A 20146-nucleotide genomic window follows, 5' to 3' on the forward strand; every position below is an offset into this window, starting at 1 on the left:
GAGATAGATCATGGTTGAAACGATTACAATTTTCGTCCTTGCCATCTTCGTAGGTTACTACGTGGTTTGGGGCGTAACACCCGCTTTACACACACCGCTTATGGCTGTCACCAATGCACTGTCTTCCATTATTGTGGTGGGTGCAATGATTCAAACTGTAGGTTTGCCGGTAATTGGGGTAGAGGCCAACGTGGCTTTCCAAAGCGTGAACATTGTGAGCATTTTGGGTGCTATCGCTGTGTTCTTGGCAAGTATCAACATTTTCGGTGGCTTTGCCGTGACTGCACGTATGCTTGAAATGTTTAAGCCGAAGCAAAAGAAAAAAGAGGGTTCATAAATGGAATTTATTCGAGACTATGCGGATTGGTTCTACTTGGTAGGCGCCGTTCTTTTTATCTTAACGCTTCGTGGTTTGTCTGGTCCTAAGACCGCGATTAAAGGTAACCGTTACGGCATGATCGCGATGGCGATTGCTGTGATTACTACTTTCTTTGTGGCTGAACATCCTGTGGTCTGGATGATTATCGGTGCAATGGTACTCGGTGGTGTAGTTGGTATTGCACGTGCACGTACTGTTCCGATGACGCAGATGCCTGAAACTGTTGCACTGATGCACTCATTGGTCGGTTTGGCGGCTGTTTTAATTGCAATTGCTGCCATTCTGCATAACAACCAGTTAACTGCATTATTTACACAAAATGAAGCGGCTTTGACTGCTGCAGGTGTTCAACATGCACACATGAGCAAAGTTCATTTATTTGAATTGTTTGTGGGTTGTTTTGTGGGGGCGATTACCTTCACTGCCTCTGTATTTGCTTATGGCAAATTGGCTGCAAAAAAATGGGCAAAAACGATTTCAGGTGCATGGGTTAAACCAGTACAAGCGATCATTTTCCTTGCGATGTTAGCGTCTGGCTTCGTGTTCTTCTCAACCGGCAATATGCAAGCTTTCTGGGCAATGACAGCTCTGGCACTGGTATTTGGCTGGGTATGGATTGCACCAGTCGGTGGCGGTGATATGCCAGTTGTGGTATCGCTATTGAACTCATTCTCGGGTTGGGCAGCAGCAGGTATTGGTTTCACTTTAGAAAATAATATGTTGATTGTTGCAGGCTCGCTGGTGGGTTCATCAGGTGCGATTCTGTCTTACATTATGTGTAAAGCAATGAACCGTTCGATCATCAATGTTTTGTTTGGTGGTGCGATGGGCGGTACAGCAGTTGCAGCAACAGATAATGGTGAGAAAGTTCAGCGTAACCACCGTTCTGGTTCAGCGGATGACGCCGGCTTCTTGATGTCAAATGCGGACAGCGTTGTGATTGTACCGGGTTATGGTATGGCGCAAGGTCGTGCACAAAATGCAGTAAAAGAACTGTGTGAAATTCTGAAAGAGCAAGGTGTGAAAGTCCGTTTTGCGATTCACCCAGTGGCAGGTCGTATGCCGGGTCATATGAATGTACTGCTTGCAGAAGCGGATGTAGCGTATGACGACATTCTGGAGATGGATGAAATCAACACAGATTTCCCTGCAACTGACGTGGTTTTAGTGATTGGTGCAAATGACGTGGTTAATCCTGCGGCAAAAGATGATCCAACGTCACCAATTTACGGTATGCCGATTTTGGAAGCACATAAGGCGCGTACCATCATGGTGATCAAGCGTTCAATGGCAACAGGTTATGCAGGTCTGGACAATGACTTGTTCTATAATGAGAAGACCATGATGATCTTTGGTGATGCCAAGAAAGTAGTTGAAGATATGACCAAGGCGATTAATGGCGGCGGTCACTAAACATCGAATTTGTATCATAATAAAAAACCACCTTCGGGTGGTTTTTTGTTTGGCGAAAACTTATATTAAAAATGCCAGATAACTTCCTATTTTTATGTGAGTTTATGTAGGTCTCATTTAAAGTGCAGGGATGCTATTTATGGTGATAGAAAATGCAACATTTAATCCACAAAATATAATCAAAATAAAGAAAAAAAGTTGTCAAAATGGTTATGCTGCTTTGATTATACGGTGAATGTGCCGTGCCATATAACAGTAGTATAGTGTAGTTAGGCGCGGTTAGTTCTCAGTTCGGTGTTCTTATACACGAATATGGAATTTTGTATTTCATCCGAAACATAGCTATAAGCGCCAACGCGAGGCTAGACTTATATATCATGGGTTCATAAGTTGGGATAACTGGCCCATCGCTAGTGTAAACGGCATGAATCAAGCAACATTTTCGTATCCGCACACTCCCGCATGGTCATAAGTCAGGTGTGTCAATCATTTGAAAGAGGTGACTTATGTTGTTTATTGTCAAGTGGAGAACCGGTCCGGCAAATCGTAATGCAGCGATAGAGCGCTTTCTGAAGACGGGAGGAAAACCGCCTGAAGGAGTAAAAATGCTGGGAAGATGGTTTGCTATAGCACAGCAATCTGGCTTTGCAGTCGTTGAAGCGTACGATGCATTGTTGATACAACAGTGGGCGCTAGAGTGGAACGACCTTCTTGCTATGGAAGTTTACCCTATTTTAACTGACGAGCAAGTCGGTCCACTTATGGCTGCTGCGCTCGGGAAGACGTAGTAAGTACAGTCCACAAGACGCTTCCATTGGAGGTCTCACTACCTCATCGTAGTGTTAAAATTTCCGATGAGCTTGGGCATTAACCTAGAATAATCGGGACAGTTGTGAGCTATTCAGGAAGGAGGGCGTGCCAATGATTGATCTGATGATGTAGGGTTAAGAAATAAAAAAAGCGACCTTATGGTCGCTTTTTCTTGCTTTAAGCAGATTCTGGAGTAGCACGCCATAAGCTTTCAAGGTCGTAAAATTTACGCGCTGTTGGAAGCATAACGTGGACAACCACAAAACCAAGATCGATTAAGATCCATTCCGCATCACGTTCACCTTCAACGCCGATCGGGCGGAAACCCGCTTTACGTGCTTCTTCAGCAACATTATCTGCGAGGGCTTTAATGTGACGGGTTGATGTACCGCTAGCAATGACCATATAGTCTGCTACATTGCTAATCGCGCTAACATCAAGTTCAAGAATATCTTTTGCTTTTACATCTGATAGGGCTTCATGTACAACTTTTAAGCAAGCTTGTACATCTTTAGCTTGAGAATTCATTGCTAGATCGAGAGAATTAGAAGCGCTGGGCGATGGTTCTAAATTCATAAAGGGTTTTATTTCCGGACAATAACTCATCGTGTAATATAGCGGTTTTAGTGCCAAATTTCAATTCTGTTCATAATTTAACTTTGCGGATTTTTTACAAAATATTTATCTTTCCATGCAAAAGAATGCTTGGAGTGCGCCTGTGGGCGATATTCTGCGGCTGTATAGCCTGTATATGCACTTTGATTAAGCCATTGAAATATCTCTGCAAAATTGATTTGTGCAGTATCGGGTTCATGGCGTCCCGGGCAGTCAGCAAATTGAATATGACCAATATCGTCAATATTTTCTTTTAAGGCTTCAAATATATCTTCACCCATCATCGCCATGTGATAACAGTCATATTGCATTTTCAGGGCAGGGTTTTGCACGGCTTCAAGCATTTCTTGTGCTTGAGCAATGTTCTGAACCAGAAAGCGCGGCATATCTGTGCCATTAATCATTTCAAACACCGGCTGAATCTGATGTTCGCTCAGCATAGAGCAGGCAAGTTTCAAATTTTTTGCCAAGGTATTTAAGCAAGGCAGTAGATCTGCATCGACTGGTTGCTTGCCCGCTAAAATGTTCACACTCGGCACATTTAATGCTGTGGCATATTGAATGGCTTTTTCTAGACCGCGATGAAATTCAAGTTCCATCCCCGGGACACCGGCAAGACCATTACCACCTTGCATTAAATCACCCGCAGGTACATTGATCAGGCAAAGAGTTAAGTCATGAATGGTCAGCTGGGTTTGAATTTGTTCAATGCTGAGTTCATAGGGAAACTGAATTTCCACATGCTGAAAACCCTGTGCACGCGCTAGAGCAAAGCGCTCAATCAAAGGCACTTCAGTAAAAATCATCGATAAATTTACAGCCAGCTTAATCATGCCCTTACTCCTTGCTTGTTAGAAAATGAGATGCTTAAGATTCAACCTGTTGAATCACAGTGGCAAGATCAGCTTCAGCATAGCCTTTATTTTGGTGGGTTTTCAATTGTGATAGTGCTTGTTTTGCAACAGGAATATTTAAATTAAATTGTTCAGCCAGCTGGACTGCATTATTTAAGTCTTTGGACAAGGTTTGAACTTTCCATTGCACTGGTTCAAAAGTATGGGTCGCCATACGCGGGGTTAAAATCTGGAAAGGTTTCGAGTCGGCAAAACCACCGGCAAGCGCAGGGGCGAGTAAAGTGGTATCAACGCCTGCTTGAGCAGCCAATGCGACAGCTTCAGCAATTAAAGTACTGTTGGCAGCCACAATCAGTTGATTGCAAATTTTGGTTGCTTGTCCGGTGCCAGTTTCACCCATACGAGTGACACGTTGTGAAAGTACATTATAAATCAGCGATAAATCTTGGATGGTTTGCTGGTCACCACCAGCAAAAATCACCAAGGTTCCCTGTTCAGCACCCGCTGTTCCACCCGAAACCGGGGAATCAATCCACTGTACTTGGCGAGTTTGGGCTTGTTGTGCCAAGGTCTTGGTTTTATCCACAGATAAACTTGAGAAATCCACAATCACTTGTCCTGCTTGTAACTGGTTCTGAATTTGATCGTAGACCGCTTGCACTGCGGCATCATCTGCCAGACAGGTCAAAATAACAGGATATTGTCCAATGTCTTGCACGTCTAAGGCAGTCGCGCCCATATCAATCAGTACATCACAGGCGGATGCTGTGCGGTTCCAGATCGCGACTTCAAAACCGGCTTGAATCAGTCGGGTGGCCATACGGCTGCCCATCAGTCCCATGCCTAAAAATGCAATTTTTGTATTACGATCAAAACTCATGTGTTTTTCTCTGCACAATCCTGTTATCTGGATATTTTACTTATATTGGCGTGGTAAAAACTGAACTTCCGGGTTCTTGTCTTTTTTACGCGCCAATTTACTGTTTTTACCTAATAGTAATTTTAGTTGCCAAATTTTCTCTAGGCGTAAAGATTTTTTTGGTTCATGTTCCATGGCATCGAGTACGCGTTTGGCTGCGGTGAGAGCATCAGGAGAACGTTGCAACATTTCTTCTGCAAGGGCTTGGGCTTTGCTGATTGGTGATTCATCCAGATGTGTCACCAGACCAATGTCTTTGGCATAATTGGCATCGAAAATACGTCCAGTCAAGGTCAACTCTTTGGCAAGGTCGACATTAATAATGCCTTTGATTGATCGGGTCAGCCCCATGTCTGGAACCAGTCCCCAGCGGCTTTCCATAATCGACATTTTGGTATCCGGATGTGCAATCCGAATATCCGCAGCCAGTGCCAATTGCATGCCAGCACCCAAGCAATAACCTTCAATTGCAGCAATGACCGGTACAGGAAGCTCCTGCCAAATTAGAAAGGCTTTCTGGAATAGGCTTTGTCCCGGTTTAATCAGTTCCCATGCAGCGTAAGCCGTATTTTTCGGTGCGTTTAAATCGGCAAGGTCAATCCCGGCACTAAACACATGTGCTTCGCCAGTTAAAATGACACAGCGAATCGAGCGGTCTTTTTTAATTTGATTGGCTGCATTGACCAGTTCGCGTAACAAAGCAAAGCTCATGGCATTGCGTTTTTCGGGACGGTTTAAAGAAACGGTTGCGATGCCCTTATTTTTTTCTATGCGAAGTAACGCCATGTTGTATAGACCTGTAATTTTTTCCATTGTTTTGAGCATAACACGGGCATTTCTCTGATACATGCCGCGATACATGACAGCAGAGTCACATCTAAAGATGGACGCTACTGTCACAATTCGAATAAGACCGCGTTAAGTATTTTGTTGGTTTAAAATTTGCTGAGATGCTTGTTCAACTTGCTGAATCACTGACTGTAATTCATCAAAACGTTTTAGGGTTTCCTGAATAAAAGTGTCGTCGGCTTTACGACGTTCTTTGCGTAAAGAGGAAACAAACTGCTCAAATCCACCAGTTGCTTCTTGTAGAGTAGGTGCACCAACGTAGCGGGTTGCGCCATATAAACGATGCAGTACATGTTCCAGTTGTGGGAAATCTTCCATTTCAATCAACTGCTGCATTTCAGCGAGTTCTGTGGCGAAACTGTCGACCAGCATTTTAAGCAGATCGATCGCCAGATCTTCTTTGTTGGCCGCCAGTTGCAAGCTTTGTTGCCAATCTAAAATATTTGGATCGAGCGCTTCAATCAGAATGGCTTTTTCTACACTTTTAGCCTTTTTAAAGCTTTCCGAAGTCCAGTGGGTAAGAATCTGAATAATCTGATCCATTTGAATTGGTTTGGTGACATAATCATCCATACCCACCTGCAACAGTTTTTGTTTCTCATCTGCCAATGCATGCGCCGTCAGGGCAATAATCGGCAGGCGTTTATGGTTTTCTAAAGTCGACTCTAGGGACCGGATGGCGCGAGTCGTATCTACTCCGGACATCACCGGCATCTGAATATCCATAAACACCACATCAAATGTAGGCAGATCTTTTTCAATCCGATTCTGAATGATTTCTAGGGCTTCTTGACCGCTTAATGCCTTGGTGGTCTTGACATTGAGTTCGGCCAAAAGGGCTTCTAAAACAATCAGATTCGGTAAATGGTCATCGACAGCGAGGACATGCAGACCTTGTCCATTAAATTCTTCATGTACATCTTGATCGAAAATCGGCTGATTGCTGAGTAGCTGAATCAACGCACTACGACTCAACGGTTGATAGAGTGGGCGGGCACGATACTCGTTCAGCATGTTTGGATCGAGCGACATTTGATAACCGTAAACTGCAATGTTGCCATGATAACGGTTACGAATTTCTTTCAATAAGGCTTCGCTATCGCCACTATGATCCACAATCAGCCAGGTATTTTCATCGTTATTCGAGAATTTATTCAGCTGACTGAACAAATCCAGAATCGAGCTGGTTTCGACATGATGCACATCATAATTTTCAAGATAATGACGCAAGATATTGGCAGTCGCAGGATGGGCTAAATAAGACACCACCTGCATGTTATTGAAGTGTGGATGAACAATTTCAATTTCGTCATTCACAGCAAACATGGCGGTAAACCAGAAGGTGGAACCTTTTTCGGTTGGTGCACGTTCCTGGTTATCTTCAAAGCCAATTTGACCTTGCATTAAATGCACCAGCTGTTTGGAAATCGCCAAGCCGAGTCCTGTTCCACCAAATTGACGGGTCACTGAAGCATCGCCTTGCGAGAAGGATTCAAACAGTTTTTTACGGTCTGTACCACTGAGACCAATCCCGCTGTCTTGCACGCTAAAGTGCAATAAACATTGTCCAATATCGTCGTGTTCCATACGGGCACGGACAATAATTTCACCATCCGGGGTGAATTTAATCGCGTTGGAAATCAGGTTGGTCAGAATCTGCTTGAAGCGCAGGGCATCACCAATGACTTGCGTTGGTACATTGTCGGCATAATAAAATGCCATATCAATATGTTTTTGTGCCGCCAAAGGCGAGAGCATATCCATGACATCGAAAATGGCTTCTTCCAGATCAAACGGTGCGGTTTCCAGTTCCAGTTTGCCGGCATCAATTTTCGAGAAATCCAGTACATCGTTAATCAGAGCCAAAAGATGGGCAGATGATTTACGGATGGTTTGCAAATACAGGTTTTGCTCATTGCTCAAGTTGCCTTGACGCAGCAATAAATGAATAAAGCCATCAATACTATTTAATGGTGTGCGTAATTCATGGCTGATATTGGCCAAGAAGACCGATTTGGACTGGTTAGCTGAAATTGCCTGGTCTCGTGCTTGACGATAGGTAATGTTTTGCACTTCTAAAGTATCTAAGGTACGACGTAAATCGTCTTCAGTTTGTTCGGTATGTTCTTTCAGTTCTAAAAAGCTAAAGTGCAGGCGTTTGACTACATTGGCAATGTCGCGCTGGAGCAAACGTAATTCACCAGTACTGTTAATCACCATGTGCTGATCCAGGGTATCGGCATTTAAACGCTGCAATTGCATCCGGATCTCGTACATCGGGGCAATCCAGCGCCGCGAATAGAAATTCAAGCACAATAAAAGTAGCAATAAAGTCAATAAGCCGGTTGCAATCAGCACCACCATGACCCGATAACGCGCAATTTCAAGCGGTTGGTTATCCAGCTCAATCACCAGTCTGGCCGGGTTATCCGTATGTTCATTAATTTTTAAGGCATAAATATTATTATCATGATGCAGAATAGGACCGACAAAAGCGGCGTTTGAGTCAATCTTTGGCCAAGGTTCCTGATCCTGATAACCAATACTTAAACGGTTTCTACCATCTTCATCAATAATGGCGGCACGAATTAAATATTTTTCATTCAGCATGACCTGCATGGCATTACGTGCCTGATCATACTGCCATGGATAACTACTTAATAAGTCGATTGCTGCTTCTGAGGTGAGCTGATAACGGGTCACAATGGCAATTGCCATTTGACGTTGTTGTGCACGTGATGCATTGGAGGTCTCGGATAAAACCAGCAATGCCCCGACACATGCCAAAATCATAATCGGCACAAAAATCAGTGCAATGAGTTGTCCATAAGCATGATTTAAGTGTAGACGTTTAAATAACTTTTTATTGATATTTGACATGGTTAAAGCAGTTTATTTTCTATGCTCGGAATATTAGCATGCTTTATTTAAAACTGACTGCGCTTTAATCACTTTCAATAAAAAGCCTGCTAAATGGGTGCAGGAAGGAGCATTTTTTCATACAATAGGCGCACCTCGATATAGGTACAAATAATGAGTAATACCACCCCTGATTTTCAAGCAGACGAATTTTTGTTAGACCACTACGTAGGTAAAACGCCTCTAGTGCGTTTGCAACGTCTAGCAAGTCACACTCAAGCAACAGTATTGGCTAAACTTGAAGGAAATAATCCTGCAGGTTCGGTAAAAGACCGTCCAGCGTATAACATGATTATGCAGGCTGAAAAACGTGGTCAAATTAAACCCGGCGATACGTTAATTGAAGCGACAAGCGGAAATACAGGGATTGCCTTGGCCATGGTTGCAGCAATGCGTGGCTATAAAATGAAATTGATTATGCCAGCAGGTTCAAGTCAGGAACGCAAAGATGCGATGCGTGCTTATGGGGCTGAACTGATTGAATCTTCAAGCATGGAAGAAGCGCGTGATATGGCGCTGCAAATGGAAAAAGAAGGGAAAGGACTGGTCTTGAACCAGTTTGGTAATCCGGATAATGTTGAAGCCCATTACCTCACCACGGGTCCGGAAATCTGGCAGCAAACAGGTGGTAAAATTACTCATTTCGTCAGTTCCATGGGAACGACAGGCACGATTATGGGAATTTCCAAATATCTAAAAGAACAAAATCCTGATATTCAGATTGTCGGCTTGCAACCTTCTGAAGGTTCAAATATTGCAGGTATCCGTCGTTGGCCCCAAGAATATCTTCCGACTATTTTTGACCCTAAACGAGTTGACCGCATTATGGATATTCCGCAAATTGAAGCGGAAAAAACCGCACGTCAATTGGCGCGCAAAGAAGGCATTAGTGCCGGTACATCTTCCGGTGGTGCAGTTTGGGCATCAATCAAACTGGCTGAAGAAAATCCGGGTGCAGTGATTGTATGTATCATCTGTGACCGTGGTGACCGTTATCTTTCTACAGGTTTGTTTTCTGTACAAGACCCAGAATAAATCTGCAATTTTTGTGAGTTAAAATGCGCTTACCCGTTTTAGTTTTCGATATAGAAACCCTGACCGATTTAAAATCGGGAGCGCATTTGTATGGTCTGGATTTGCCAGAAGCAGATCTGGAACAGGCGTTGATTAAATTGCGCCGTCAAGAGTCGGGCATGGACTTTCAACGCATGGCCTTGCATGAAATTGTCTGTATTTCTGGCTTATGGCTTGATGAGCAAGGCGGCATGAAAATGTTCTCGTTTAGCCGGGAGCAGAATACTGAAGCGGAAATTTTAAAGAAATTTCTCTCGATTTTTGACAAGCGTCATCCGACTTTAGTTAGCTGGAATGGCTCACAATTTGATTTGCCGGTGATCCTGTTTCGCGCCATGTATCATGGTTTATCTGCACCAAGTTTATTCGATCAGGGCGAAATTGATCAGCAAAAGCGCTATAATAACTACCAGAATCGTTATCACCATCGTCATGTCGATTTGATGGATGTGATCGCGATGTTCAATGGTCGTCAATTTCAAAAGTTAGATGATGTTGCACATTTACTCGGTTATCCGGGTAAGCGTGGTGATGGCGCCTACCATGTTACTGAATATGTACGTCAGCAAGAATGGCAAAAACTCACCAGTTATTGCGAAGGTGATGTGCTCAATACCTGGTTGATTTACCTGCGTTGGTCATTGTTAAAAGGCCAGCTTTTACTCAATGATTATCGTGATGCAGTTCAGCGCACCATCCAGTTTTTATCGACTCAACCTCAACATGCAGATTTTTTAGCAGTATGGCGTGAAACCTCACAACGTACTGAATTTACCGCTACAGACTTTTTATCTCCCACACTCTAGGTATTCATGAAACATAGAACTAAGCCACGTCCAGCTCAACAGCCGATTTACACTTTTCAGGTTGAGTCACTTTCACACGAAGGACGGGGGATAGCGCACTATGGAACACATCCTGATCATCCAAGTGAGAAGCAGGGTAAAAAAGTATTTATCAGTTATGCCTTGCCTGGTGAGACTGTTAAAGCGCAAATTACCAATGTGGCAAAACGTTTAGAGGAAGCAGACAGTATTGAGCTGTTAAGCGCACCTGCTGCAACACGTATTGAACCGAAATGTCCACATTTTACTGTGTGTGGCGGTTGTAATATGCAGCACATTCAGCAAGATGAACAAATTCGCTTAAAACAAGAGGTTCTAAAATCGCATTTAGAACATTTTGCCGGAATCCAACCTGAACAATGGTTAGAGCCATTACGTTCGCAACGTGAAGACTACCGTCGTAAAGCCCGTATTGGAGTACGCTATATTCCAAATCAAGACAAACTGGTGGTGGGTTTCCGTGAACGTCAAAGTAATAAATTGATTTCCATCGACCGCTGTATGGTGCTTGATCGTGAATTTGGATCGATTACAGCGCTAAAACAGTTACTCGAAAGTCTAAAAGCCAAAGCCGCCATTGGTCATATAGAATTGGCCATGGGTGATGAAAATATTGCACTGGTGGTTCGTCATATTGAAAAATTATCAGCAGATGATGTCAACCAATTAAAACAGTTTACGTTAAACAAACAGTGGCAATTGTATTTACAGCCCGCCGGTGCAGACAGTTTGCACCGTGTGGATGATCCAGCTGCTGCAATGCGTTTGCATTATGCTGTGGAGGAATTTGACGTGAAATTTGGCTTTAATCCGCTCGATTTTACTCAAGTGAATTCAACGATTAATCCGCAAATGCTGAAGCTGGCATGTGATTTGCTTCAGTTGCAGCAAGGTGAACGCGTTCTGGACTTGTTTTGTGGTCTAGGAAACTTTTCTTTACCTCTTGCTCGCTGTGTCGGTGAAACAGGGCAAGTAGTGGCTGTTGAAGGAAGTGAAGAAATGGTTCAGCGTGGTGCAGAAAATGCTAAAAATAACGCGATGACTCACGTACATTTTTATTCACAAGACTTAACAAAAGATTTTTCGCATCATTCTTGGGCAAAACAGGGATTTGATGCATTATTGATTGATCCTCCGCGCTCCGGTGCCGAGGAAATAATGCATTACGCGCCCAAATTTGGTGCAAAAAGAATCGTTTATGTGTCATGTAATCCCGCAACATTAGCACGTGATGCCGGTGTGTTGGTGAAACATGGTTATCGATTAAAAAAGGCTGGGGTAATGGATATGTTTACTCACACTGGACATGTCGAATCTATTGCCTTATTCGAAAAAGACAAAGAAATAAACGATTTAGCATATGATAAGTAAAGAGGTAGGAGAAGGGTATGGTCACAGTACGTGAACAACTTCCTGGACGTCTCAATGAGCTGTCCGAGGAAGCGACTGTAGAGCATGCCGAACAAGCTCGACACGATTTGGCGGAATGGTTGGATCGGGTTCGTGGCATATTAGATGATGCAGCGCTTAAACAACTCGAAGAAGTTGCCCATTTAACTTTACAGAAAGAGTTGCAAACCACGGTTAATCATCGTTCCAATACCTTTTATACCGGTATTGAGATGGCGGATATTTTGGCGCATTTACATGTGGATGAAGATACTTTGTCCGCAGCGATGCTGTATCGAAGTGTGCGTGAAGGCGTCATGACGCTTGAAGAAGTTCGTGAACATTTTGGTGAGCAAGTGCATAGTCTGGTCCAAGGGACCTTGGCGATGGGTAAACTTTCCGAACTGATTGAAAAGAACAAACGTCTAGAAGATCATTTTAATAATAATCAAAGAGAGCATTTAAGCGGCATTTATAAAATGCTGATTTCTGTGACCGAAGATGTTCGAGTGGTCTTGATTAAGCTCGCAGAGCGTACCTATGCCTTGCGAGAATTGACTCAAGCATCACGCGAGCGTCAAGAGCGTGTTGCTCGAGAAATTTTGACCATTTACTCACCTTTGGCGCACCGTTTAGGGATTGCACAGTTAAAGTGGGAACTGGAAGATTTAGCGTTTCGTTATTTAGCGCCAGAACGCTATAAAGAAATTGCAACTTTACTGAATGAAAAACGTTTAGAGCGCGAGCAATATATTCAGTTTGTCATTGATAAACTGAAAAATGAACTGGCGAGCTACGGTATCGAAGCCGAGATTAGCGGACGGGTGAAGCACATTTATTCGATTTATCGAAAAATGAAAAGCAAGAACCTCAGTTTCGATCAGCTTTATGACATTCGAGCGGTTCGCGTATTGGTAAAAAGCATACCTGAGTGTTATCACTCATTGGGGATCGTGCATCAAATTTGGCGTCATATTCCACATCAATTTGATGATTACATTACCAACCCTAAAGCCAATGGTTATCGCTCATTGCATACTGCGGTCATTGCAGAGAACAAGTCACTTGAAGTGCAAATCCGGACCAAGGATATGCATAACGAGGCAGAGCTTGGGGTATGTTCGCACTTCAATTATAAAGAAGGCGCAAAAAATACCGATCATTCCTTTAATCATCGTTTACATTCATTGCGTGCAGTACTTGAGCATTATCAAGAACGTAATGATGCCAACGCGCATAAATCAGATGATGATTCCGAGAATTTTGAACACGTTCAAGATTTCGAAGGATTTGAAAAGATCTATGTGTTTAGCCGAGATGGAGACATTAAAGAATTACCCCGTGGTTCAACCGTTTTAGACTTTGCCTATCATGTACATACTGAAGTAGGGAATAAGTGTTATGCAGCGCGGGTCAACCAGCGCTATGTGCCTTTAACCTATACTTTAAAAACCGGCGAACAGGTTGAAATTCTGACTAAAAAAGATCGCGAACCAAATCGTGACTGGTTAGTGAACTCGCTGGGTTATATCAAAACCTCTCGTGCACGCGATAAATTGCGTCACTGGTTTAGACAGCAAGACCGCAGTAAAAATCTGGAAGTTGGTCGTGAAATTCTGAATAAAGAACTTTTACGTTTGGCGATTCATCCAAAAAGCATTGATTTAAATGATTATTGCAATCACTTCAATGTAAAATTGGGTGAAGATATTCTGATTGGTTTGGTAAATGGCGATATCAGCCTGCATTCCTTGATCAATCAGGTCAATCGTCATATGCATATCGGTCAAGATGAACCTGAATTGGTACTCAAGCCGACCTTAAATCCGCGTGCAAGTCATACCTTGTCTGCGCATGGCATTTTGATTGATGGTTTGGACAATGTGGAATTGCATATTGCGCAATGTTGTCAACCGGTTCATGGTGAGCCAATTGGTGGATATATCACGCTGAATCGTGGCGTCAGTATTCATAAGGTTGCCTGTCCGGATTATGTGCGCATGATTTCTCACGAACCTGAGCGTGCTGTTGAAGCCGATTGGGAAATGCAACCGACCCGTGGTCAAAGCGTACAGATTGTGGTGGAAGCCTACGACCGCCGTGGTCTGCTCAAAGACTTAACTCAAGTGATTTTTTCAGATCAAATCAATATTCGTCAGGTGAATACCATTTCAGAAACAGATGGTATTGCCAATATGAAGTTGTTAATTGAAGTGAAAGGCTTGGCACAGTTATCACGTTTGCTGGCACGTTTAGAGCAACAACCGGGGATTATTAGCGCACGTCGTTTGGTACAAGGGAATTAATTCAAAGCTTTAAACAAGTCCTAATTTTCGATATCATTTTTACTGCACCATAAAAACATAAAAAAGCCCATCTGAAGATGGGCTTTTTTATGTCAATTCAAAGAGAAACTATTTAGGGATTTCTTCTTCTTCAAATTCAGGTTTAACCTGAACAATGAAGTCTTGACGGTTCAGGCCACGCCATAGGGCAAAGGCAGTACCGATATAAATTGAAGAATAGGTGCCGACAAATACACCAATAAACATCGCGATAGAGAACCAGTGTAAACCTTCGCCACCGAGGAACATCATTGCCACGACAACAAGCAATAAGGTCATTGAGGTATGAATGGTACGGCGTAAAGTTTCTGTCAAAGAAATATCGATAACTTCACGTGGGCTTGCGCCACGGATCTTGCGGAAATTTTCACGAATACGATCCGATACCACGATGTTGTCATTTAACGAGAAGCCTAAAAGTGCCAGAATTGCAGCCAATACGGTTAAGTCAAACGGCCATTGCATCATGGCAAAAACACCCACTGTTACAAGGACGTCATGGAATAATGAAAGAACCGCACCTATAGCTAACTTGAATTCGAAACGAATCGTAACGTATACCAGCATTAAAAGTAATGCTAATGCAACAGCACCTGCAGAGCGTAAATACAGCTCATTTCCGACTTGACCACCGACCGAGTCCACTTTATGGACTTCAGCCGCATTGTTCGGCAATTGGGCAGCTTTGGTAATCGCGTTACTCAAGTCTTCTACTTCAAGGTCTTGAGCTGGCATACGCACCAAAAGGTCTTTATTGCTACCGAGGGTTTGCACTACCGCATCTTTGAAACCGGCTTGATCTAAAGCTTTAACTACTTCAGCCTGGTTGGCAGGTTTAGCATAGTTGAGTTCTGCAGAAACACCCCCAGTAAAGTCCAAACCGAGGTTTAAACCTTTGGTCACAATAAAGAAGATGCTTGCAATCGTTAAAATAATGGAGAAAATTGCCGCTGGTTTGGCGATTTTCATAAACGGAATTATCCGTTCATCATCAGGGCGACCATATTTTTTTGAATCAGGTTGAGTCATATCAGTCATCATCGATCTCCTTAAATGCTCAACTTCTTCAAGTTACGTTTTTTTCCATAAATGAGCTGTACGATTGCACGGGTCACTGTAATTGCAGTAAACATCGAGCAAATAATACCAATCATCAAGGTTACGGCGAAGCCTTTGATAGGACCTGTACCGATGGCAAAAAGAATAAACGCAACCAGGAACGTGGTTAAGTTGGAGTCAAAAATGGTGTTATAGGCTCGATCATAACCCGCGACAATCGCTTGTTTGGGCGAGGCTCCCCATTTCATCTCTTCCCTTATTCGCTCACAGATCAGTACGTTGGCATCCACCGCCATACCAATGGTGATCACGATACCCGCAATACCCGGAAGGGTCAGTGAAGCACCAATCCAAGACATCACTGTCAGGATCATCGCCAAGTTGGCAAGCAGGGCAAAGTTAGCAATCACACCGAATAGACGGAAGAATACCACCATCCAGATTGCAACCAGGATGAAACCAATTTGAGTCGATAACACACCTTTGTCAATATTTTCCTGACCCAGGCTTGGACCGACTACACGTTCTTCAACAAAGTACATTGGCGCAGCCAAAGCACCTGCACGAAGCATTAGCGCAAGTTCAGCCGCTTCTTGTGGAGAATCCAGACCGGTAATACGGAACTGAGAACCCAATACCGCTTGAATAGTTGCAGCATTAATCACGACAGATTCTGCATAAGGCGTACGCACTTCAGTTTGTGCACCGGTTACAGGATCGGGTACATAGCTGATTTTTTGCTTGTTCTCGATGAACAATACCGCCATGCGTTTACCAACTGCATTACGTGTTGCATCTGACATCAGCTTGCCGCCAGCGCTGTCTAAAGTAATATTTACTTCAGCACCGCCAGTATCCTGGCTAAAGCCACTTGATGCGTTTTGTACACGTTCACCGGTCAGAATACGGTTACGATTGAGCAGTAATTCGCGACCACTATCCAGTGATTCATAAGCAAAAATTTCTGTACCTGGAGGTAATGCTTGACCAGTCGATTTACCAGTATACGGATCGATATATTGGTCATTCAAATCAGAAACCAGACGGAATTCCAGGTTCGCTGTACGACCCAGGACACGTTTTGCTTCAGCAGTGTCCTGAACACCCGGAAGTTCAACCACAATGCGGTTGCTACCTTGAGTTTGAACCAATGCTTCCGCTACACCCAACTCGTTAATACGGTTACGTAGCGTAGTCAAGTTTTGGTTTACCGCATAAGACTGAATTTCTTGCTTACGTACATCAGTATAGTTCAGGCGTAAAGTTGAACCTGACTCTGATGCAATCGCTTGCTGAGTGAATTCATTACCATTACGACGCAAGAAGTCCATGACAGCAGTACGATCACTGTTATTGGCAAACTGAACGGTAATGGTGTTGTTATTCAACGCAAGGCTATTGAATTTCAGCTTGTTGTCACGCAGTTGACGACGCAAATCAGTCGCAGACGTTTCCATACGCTGACTGATGGCTTTATCCATATCCACTTCAAGCAAGAAGTGAACACCACCACGTAAATCCAGACCCAATTTCATTGGTTTTGCACCAATTTTTTGTAGCCATTCAGGAGTGGTTGGAGCGAGGTTCAATGCAACAACATAATTATCGCCAAGTCCACGACGTAATACTTCTTTGGCTTTTAACTGTGCTTCAGAAGTATCAAGACGCAAAAGGGCAGCATTATTGCTAAAGCTGTTGTCATGGCTTGGAATTTTTTCACTTTCTAATAATTGCTCTGCTTTTTGTACGATGCTTTGATCAATTTGGGTACCGGCTTTGGCACCCGAAATTTGAACAGCAGGTTCATCGGGATACAAACTAGGCAGGGCATATAATGTGCTGATCATCAAAACCACGATGATCAGCAGATATTTCCATGCTGGGTAACGCATTTGTTTTCTTCTTAAAATGAAAAAGTCGTGCTAGGGCACGACTTTTTTTGATTAGAGATTATTTAATGTGCCTTCAGGAAGAACTGAAATCACACTTGCACGCTGAATTTTTACTTCTACGCCACGGCTTAATTCAACCACTGCAAAATCACCTTCAATTTTAGTGATTTTACCCATTAAACCGCCGGCAAAAACCACTTCACTACCTACACCTAGGCTTTCAACTAGCGTGCGGTGCTCTTTAGCGCGTTTTGCTTGAGGGCGCCAGATGAGGAAATAGAAAATTGCGACAAATACTGCAATCATCAAAAGGTTCGTTACCAAACTTGGCTGGGCTGCAGCTTCACCTGCTGCGTGAGCAGTAGAAATAAAAAGGCTCATTTCATTTTCCTAAAATAAAAAACTGTATATCAACAATATGATAATAAACTAACTTGTCCTGCAATTTACCTTGTCTTTTTCTTCAGCGCAAATGCTGAAAGATTAATCTTCAGGACAAGGCGGTACTTCTAGACCACGACAGGCATAAAATTCTTGGACATATTGATCAAAAGTACCATTATCTAACGCATCACGAATGTCTTGTGTAAATCTTTGGTAATAACGCAGGTTATGAATTGTACCGAGCATAGAACCGAGCATTTCACCGCATTTTTCCAAATGGAATAAGTACGAGCGAGTGAAATTCTGACAGGTATAACAGTCGCATTTTGGATCAAGCGGGCTTTGGTCATGACGATATTTGGCATTACGAATACGCACCAAACCTTCCGTCACAAAATAATGACCGTTACGTGCATTACGGGTTGGCATCACACAGTCAAACATGTCGACACCGCGACGAATCGCTTCAACGATATCTTCCGGTTTGCCGACACCCATCAGGTAGCGCGGTTTATCTTCAGGCATTTTCACAGGAAGATAATCCAGTACCTTGATCATTTCCTCTTTCGGTTCGCCTACAGAAAGACCGCCAATGGCAAAACCATCAAAATCAATTTCTTTTAAACCATTGAGGGATTCATCACGAAGATCCTCATACATGCCACCTTGGATAATACCGAACAGGGCATTTTTATTTTTGAGCACATCATGATGTTGAGTTTTACAGCGTTTTGCCCAGCGTAGCGAGAGTTGCAAAGATTTCTGTGCTTCTTCACGGGTTGCCGGGTAAGGCGTACATTCATCAAAAATCATCACGATATCTGAATTCAAGGTATGTTGAATATCCATTGAAATTTCAGGTGATAAGAAGACTTTAGAGCCATCAATCGGCGAGCGGAAAGTCACACCATCTTCTTTGATCTTACGCATTGCACCCAAGCTGAACACCTGGAAACCGCCTGAATCGGTTAAAATCGGTTTATTCCATTTCATAAACTCGTGCAAGCCGCCATGTTCACGAATCACGTCTAAACCTGGACGCAAATAAAGATGAAAGGTATTACCCAAAATAATTTGAGCTTTAATATCTTCAATATCACGTGGGAGCATGCCTTTCACTGTACCGTAGGTACCAACAGGCATAAACACAGGCGTTTCAATCACACCATGTTCAAGCGTTAAACGACCACGACGGGCACGACCCGACTGGCCTAATTTTTCAAACTTCATACAATATCCTGAACAAAAGCGAAGCACTGCGTGCAGTGCAAGAGCGAATAAACAGTTCGCCGCTAAAAGTTGGCTATTTTCCTAGATTACGCACATAAACGCCAGCGTTGTCGGATTTTAACTCGATACTTTCCTTTTCACGGTATATGGGGGAAATAATCATGGTTGAGTAAAGTCAGGTTGTGGCTTGTATGATAGAACTGTTCAATCCGTTCTAATATTTCATTTTTTTCTAAGGCACAGCCATCTTTTATCCCAGAATCCATCGCTGCAATGGTCTGAATCAGTTTCTGGATATAGGGATTGCTATCAATGAAAGCCGATTCTAAAGTGAGCAAATAGGCTTGCTGTGCAATGTGTAAATAATCATAAGGTTCAACTTCCGTCATTTGTGCTAAATCGACCAGCAGGTCTTTATCGGCTTGAGAGAGTTTTTGTTTGCTGCATAGGTTTTTAGGCAGGGTTTCGGGAGCATGATGTTGAATGAATTCATCCAATAATGGGCTGCCGATGTTGAGGCATTGTGCCGAATGGACTAAAACTTGGGGCTGATTGGGAGTGTGAATAAAAAAAACAATATGATGGATATCCAAACCATAAGAATGGGCAAAGGCTTCCTTGGCCTGTTTAAAGGTGGCAATCAGCAGATCTAAATTGTTTTGACCATTATCGTATTTTTGTTCCAGTAACGGATTGCCAAAGATATGGATTTTTTTAAATAATCCGCCAAGATTAATTTAAATTGCGCAAAGCGGTTTTCGGCGGATGAGTGAGAGCGATAGCGCCATTTTTTGACCTGCCATTTATCTTGCTCCGATAAATATTGAGCCTGATCTTCATGCTCCGCGAATAAACTGCGTGTGGTTGATATGGCTAAATAATCTAGCCCTAAATATTCATTGAAGACCAAGGCACAGGCATAAATCTGATCTTCATTATATTGATCGTATAAGGAGTAAAACTCCTCAATCAACGCCTCTTTGAGTAGGGGGATATGTTCTAACATGAGCTTTATTCTTTTTTTATGAAATTAATATTTTTTAAAATGGCGGATTCAAGCGGCAAGTGCAACAGTATAAAAACCAGCCATAATATCACTGGGTGTATACCAGCCCAGTGTCTTTCTAGGACGATTATTTAGAGCAGTCTCTATCTGTTCTATCCGCTCTT

General features: G+C 43.0%; 18 protein-coding genes and 1 pseudogene. 7 read left to right on the plus strand and 12 right to left on the minus strand.

Translation table 11 applies throughout. The features are described from left to right. Positions 1–10 precede the first annotated feature (10 nt). The 3 genes from HLH16_RS13025 (at position 11) to HLH16_RS13035 (ending at position 2580) form a co-directional block, all read left to right on the plus strand. Positions 11–337, plus strand: a complete 327-nt coding sequence (locus HLH16_RS13025; RefSeq protein WP_131288679.1) for a proton-translocating transhydrogenase family protein — start codon at positions 11–13, stop codon at positions 335–337. Then, a complete protein-coding gene (locus HLH16_RS13030) occupies positions 338–1792 on the plus strand; it encodes an NAD(P)(+) transhydrogenase (Re/Si-specific) subunit beta (RefSeq protein ID WP_131288677.1) in 1455 nt (484 codons plus the stop codon). Positions 1793–2298: 506 nt separating this feature from the next. Further along, positions 2299–2580 (plus strand): DUF3303 domain-containing protein, encoded by a 282-nt coding sequence (locus HLH16_RS13035; RefSeq protein WP_171529644.1) that lies wholly within the window; start codon positions 2299–2301, stop codon positions 2578–2580. Between the two features lie 199 nt (positions 2581–2779). On the opposite strand, the gene rsfS is transcribed toward HLH16_RS13035, so the two are convergent. From rsfS to HLH16_RS13060, 5 genes are all read right to left on the minus strand, one after another. Next, on the minus strand, positions 2780–3178 hold the full coding sequence (gene rsfS, locus HLH16_RS13040) for a ribosome silencing factor (RefSeq protein ID WP_131288669.1): 399 nt from the start codon (positions 3176–3178) through the stop codon (positions 2780–2782). A 77-nt stretch (positions 3179–3255) separates the two neighbouring features. Further along, positions 3256–4050, minus strand: coding sequence for a hydroxypyruvate isomerase family protein (locus HLH16_RS13045; RefSeq protein WP_131288666.1), 795 nt, complete (start codon positions 4048–4050; stop codon positions 3256–3258). Positions 4051–4084: 34 nt separating this feature from the next. Then, positions 4085–4951: an NAD(P)-dependent oxidoreductase gene (locus HLH16_RS13050; protein ID WP_171529645.1), complete on the minus strand. Its 867-nt coding sequence runs from the start codon at positions 4949–4951 to the stop codon at positions 4085–4087. 36 nt (positions 4952–4987) lie between these two features. Continuing rightward, positions 4988–5776: a crotonase/enoyl-CoA hydratase family protein gene (locus HLH16_RS13055; protein ID WP_131288726.1), complete on the minus strand. Its 789-nt coding sequence runs from the start codon at positions 5774–5776 to the stop codon at positions 4988–4990. A gap of 132 nt (positions 5777–5908) precedes the next feature. Next, positions 5909–8719 carry a GacS-like sensor histidine kinase gene (locus tag HLH16_RS13060; protein ID WP_131288662.1) on the minus strand — a complete coding sequence of 937 codons (2811 nt, stop codon included), beginning with the start codon at positions 8717–8719 and terminating at the stop codon, positions 5909–5911. Between the two features lie 153 nt (positions 8720–8872). Here HLH16_RS13060 and cysM point away from each other — a divergent pair, with 153 nt between their 5' ends. From cysM to HLH16_RS13080, 4 genes are read left to right on the plus strand one after another with little or no spacing between them, the layout of a single operon-like run. Then, positions 8873–9793 carry a cysteine synthase CysM gene (gene cysM, locus HLH16_RS13065; RefSeq protein ID WP_131288660.1) on the plus strand — a complete coding sequence of 307 codons (921 nt, stop codon included), beginning with the start codon at positions 8873–8875 and terminating at the stop codon, positions 9791–9793. A 23-nt stretch (positions 9794–9816) separates the two neighbouring features. After that, entirely contained in the window at positions 9817–10638 is an 822-nt protein-coding gene (locus HLH16_RS13070; RefSeq protein WP_171529646.1) for a 3'-5' exonuclease, read from the plus strand. Positions 10639–10644: 6 nt separating this feature from the next. Next, on the plus strand, positions 10645–12048 hold the full coding sequence (rlmD, locus tag HLH16_RS13075; RefSeq protein ID WP_171529647.1) for a 23S rRNA (uracil(1939)-C(5))-methyltransferase RlmD: 1404 nt from the start codon (positions 10645–10647) through the stop codon (positions 12046–12048). Between the two features lie 17 nt (positions 12049–12065). Then, positions 12066–14372 carry a RelA/SpoT family protein gene (locus HLH16_RS13080; protein ID WP_171529648.1) on the plus strand — a complete coding sequence of 769 codons (2307 nt, stop codon included), beginning with the start codon at positions 12066–12068 and terminating at the stop codon, positions 14370–14372. 108 nt (positions 14373–14480) lie between these two features. On the opposite strand, the gene secF is transcribed toward HLH16_RS13080, so the two are convergent. From secF to HLH16_RS13110, 7 genes and pseudogenes are all read right to left on the minus strand, one after another. Then, positions 14481–15452 carry a protein translocase subunit SecF gene (gene secF, locus HLH16_RS13085; protein ID WP_171529649.1) on the minus strand — a complete coding sequence of 324 codons (972 nt, stop codon included), beginning with the start codon at positions 15450–15452 and terminating at the stop codon, positions 14481–14483. A gap of 8 nt (positions 15453–15460) precedes the next feature. Continuing rightward, positions 15461–17362 (minus strand): protein translocase subunit SecD, encoded by a 1902-nt coding sequence (gene secD / locus HLH16_RS13090; RefSeq protein ID WP_171529650.1) that lies wholly within the window; start codon positions 17360–17362, stop codon positions 15461–15463. A gap of 51 nt (positions 17363–17413) precedes the next feature. Next, on the minus strand, positions 17414–17743 hold the full coding sequence (yajC, locus tag HLH16_RS13095; protein WP_131288646.1) for a preprotein translocase subunit YajC: 330 nt from the start codon (positions 17741–17743) through the stop codon (positions 17414–17416). A 102-nt stretch (positions 17744–17845) separates the two neighbouring features. Continuing rightward, positions 17846–18976 carry a tRNA guanosine(34) transglycosylase Tgt gene (gene tgt / locus HLH16_RS13100; RefSeq protein ID WP_171529651.1) on the minus strand — a complete coding sequence of 377 codons (1131 nt, stop codon included), beginning with the start codon at positions 18974–18976 and terminating at the stop codon, positions 17846–17848. A gap of 137 nt (positions 18977–19113) precedes the next feature. Continuing rightward, positions 19114–19473 carry a hypothetical protein gene (locus HLH16_RS15950; RefSeq protein ID WP_350644068.1) on the minus strand — a complete coding sequence of 120 codons (360 nt, stop codon included), beginning with the start codon at positions 19471–19473 and terminating at the stop codon, positions 19114–19116. A gap of 152 nt (positions 19474–19625) precedes the next feature. Continuing rightward, a complete protein-coding gene (locus HLH16_RS15955; protein WP_350644070.1) occupies positions 19626–19982 on the minus strand; it encodes a DUF4303 domain-containing protein in 357 nt (118 codons plus the stop codon). Between the two features lie 48 nt (positions 19983–20030). Next, positions 20031–20146 (minus strand): annotated as a pseudogene (locus tag HLH16_RS13110) (IS30 family transposase); the annotation flags it as partial.

Origin of the sequence: Acinetobacter sp. ANC 5378, from assembly GCF_013004315.1 — a bacterium.
In the GTDB taxonomy this organism is placed as follows: Bacteria; Pseudomonadota; Gammaproteobacteria; order Pseudomonadales; family Moraxellaceae; genus Acinetobacter.

Excerpts from the sequence above, each read along its gene's own strand:
- HLH16_RS13025 (WP_131288679.1), top strand. The coding sequence starts at position 11 with ATGGTTGAAACGATTACAATTTTCGTCCTTGCCATCTTCGTAGGTTAC.
- HLH16_RS13030 (WP_131288677.1), top strand. The coding sequence starts at position 338 with ATGGAATTTATTCGAGACTATGCGGATTGGTTCTACTTGGTAGGCGCC.
- HLH16_RS13035 (WP_171529644.1), top strand. The coding sequence starts at position 2,299 with ATGTTGTTTATTGTCAAGTGGAGAACCGGTCCGGCAAATCGTAATGCA.
- rsfS (WP_131288669.1), bottom strand. The coding sequence starts at position 3,178 with ATGAATTTAGAACCATCGCCCAGCGCTTCTAATTCTCTCGATCTAGCA.
- HLH16_RS13045 (WP_131288666.1), bottom strand. The coding sequence starts at position 4,050 with ATGATTAAGCTGGCTGTAAATTTATCGATGATTTTTACTGAAGTGCCT.
- HLH16_RS13050 (WP_171529645.1), bottom strand. The coding sequence starts at position 4,951 with ATGAGTTTTGATCGTAATACAAAAATTGCATTTTTAGGCATGGGACTG.
- HLH16_RS13055 (WP_131288726.1), bottom strand. The coding sequence starts at position 5,776 with ATGGCGTTACTTCGCATAGAAAAAAATAAGGGCATCGCAACCGTTTCT.
- HLH16_RS13060 (WP_131288662.1), bottom strand. The coding sequence starts at position 8,719 with ATGTCAAATATCAATAAAAAGTTATTTAAACGTCTACACTTAAATCAT.
- cysM (WP_131288660.1), top strand. The coding sequence starts at position 8,873 with ATGAGTAATACCACCCCTGATTTTCAAGCAGACGAATTTTTGTTAGAC.
- HLH16_RS13070 (WP_171529646.1), top strand. The coding sequence starts at position 9,817 with ATGCGCTTACCCGTTTTAGTTTTCGATATAGAAACCCTGACCGATTTA.
- rlmD (WP_171529647.1), top strand. The coding sequence starts at position 10,645 with ATGAAACATAGAACTAAGCCACGTCCAGCTCAACAGCCGATTTACACT.
- HLH16_RS13080 (WP_171529648.1), top strand. The coding sequence starts at position 12,066 with ATGGTCACAGTACGTGAACAACTTCCTGGACGTCTCAATGAGCTGTCC.
- secF (WP_171529649.1), bottom strand. The coding sequence starts at position 15,452 with ATGATGACTGATATGACTCAACCTGATTCAAAAAAATATGGTCGCCCT.
- secD (WP_171529650.1), bottom strand. The coding sequence starts at position 17,362 with ATGCGTTACCCAGCATGGAAATATCTGCTGATCATCGTGGTTTTGATG.
- yajC (WP_131288646.1), bottom strand. The coding sequence starts at position 17,743 with ATGAGCCTTTTTATTTCTACTGCTCACGCAGCAGGTGAAGCTGCAGCC.
- tgt (WP_171529651.1), bottom strand. The coding sequence starts at position 18,976 with ATGAAGTTTGAAAAATTAGGCCAGTCGGGTCGTGCCCGTCGTGGTCGT.
- HLH16_RS15955 (WP_350644070.1), bottom strand. The coding sequence starts at position 19,982 with ATGTTAGAACATATCCCCCTACTCAAAGAGGCGTTGATTGAGGAGTTT.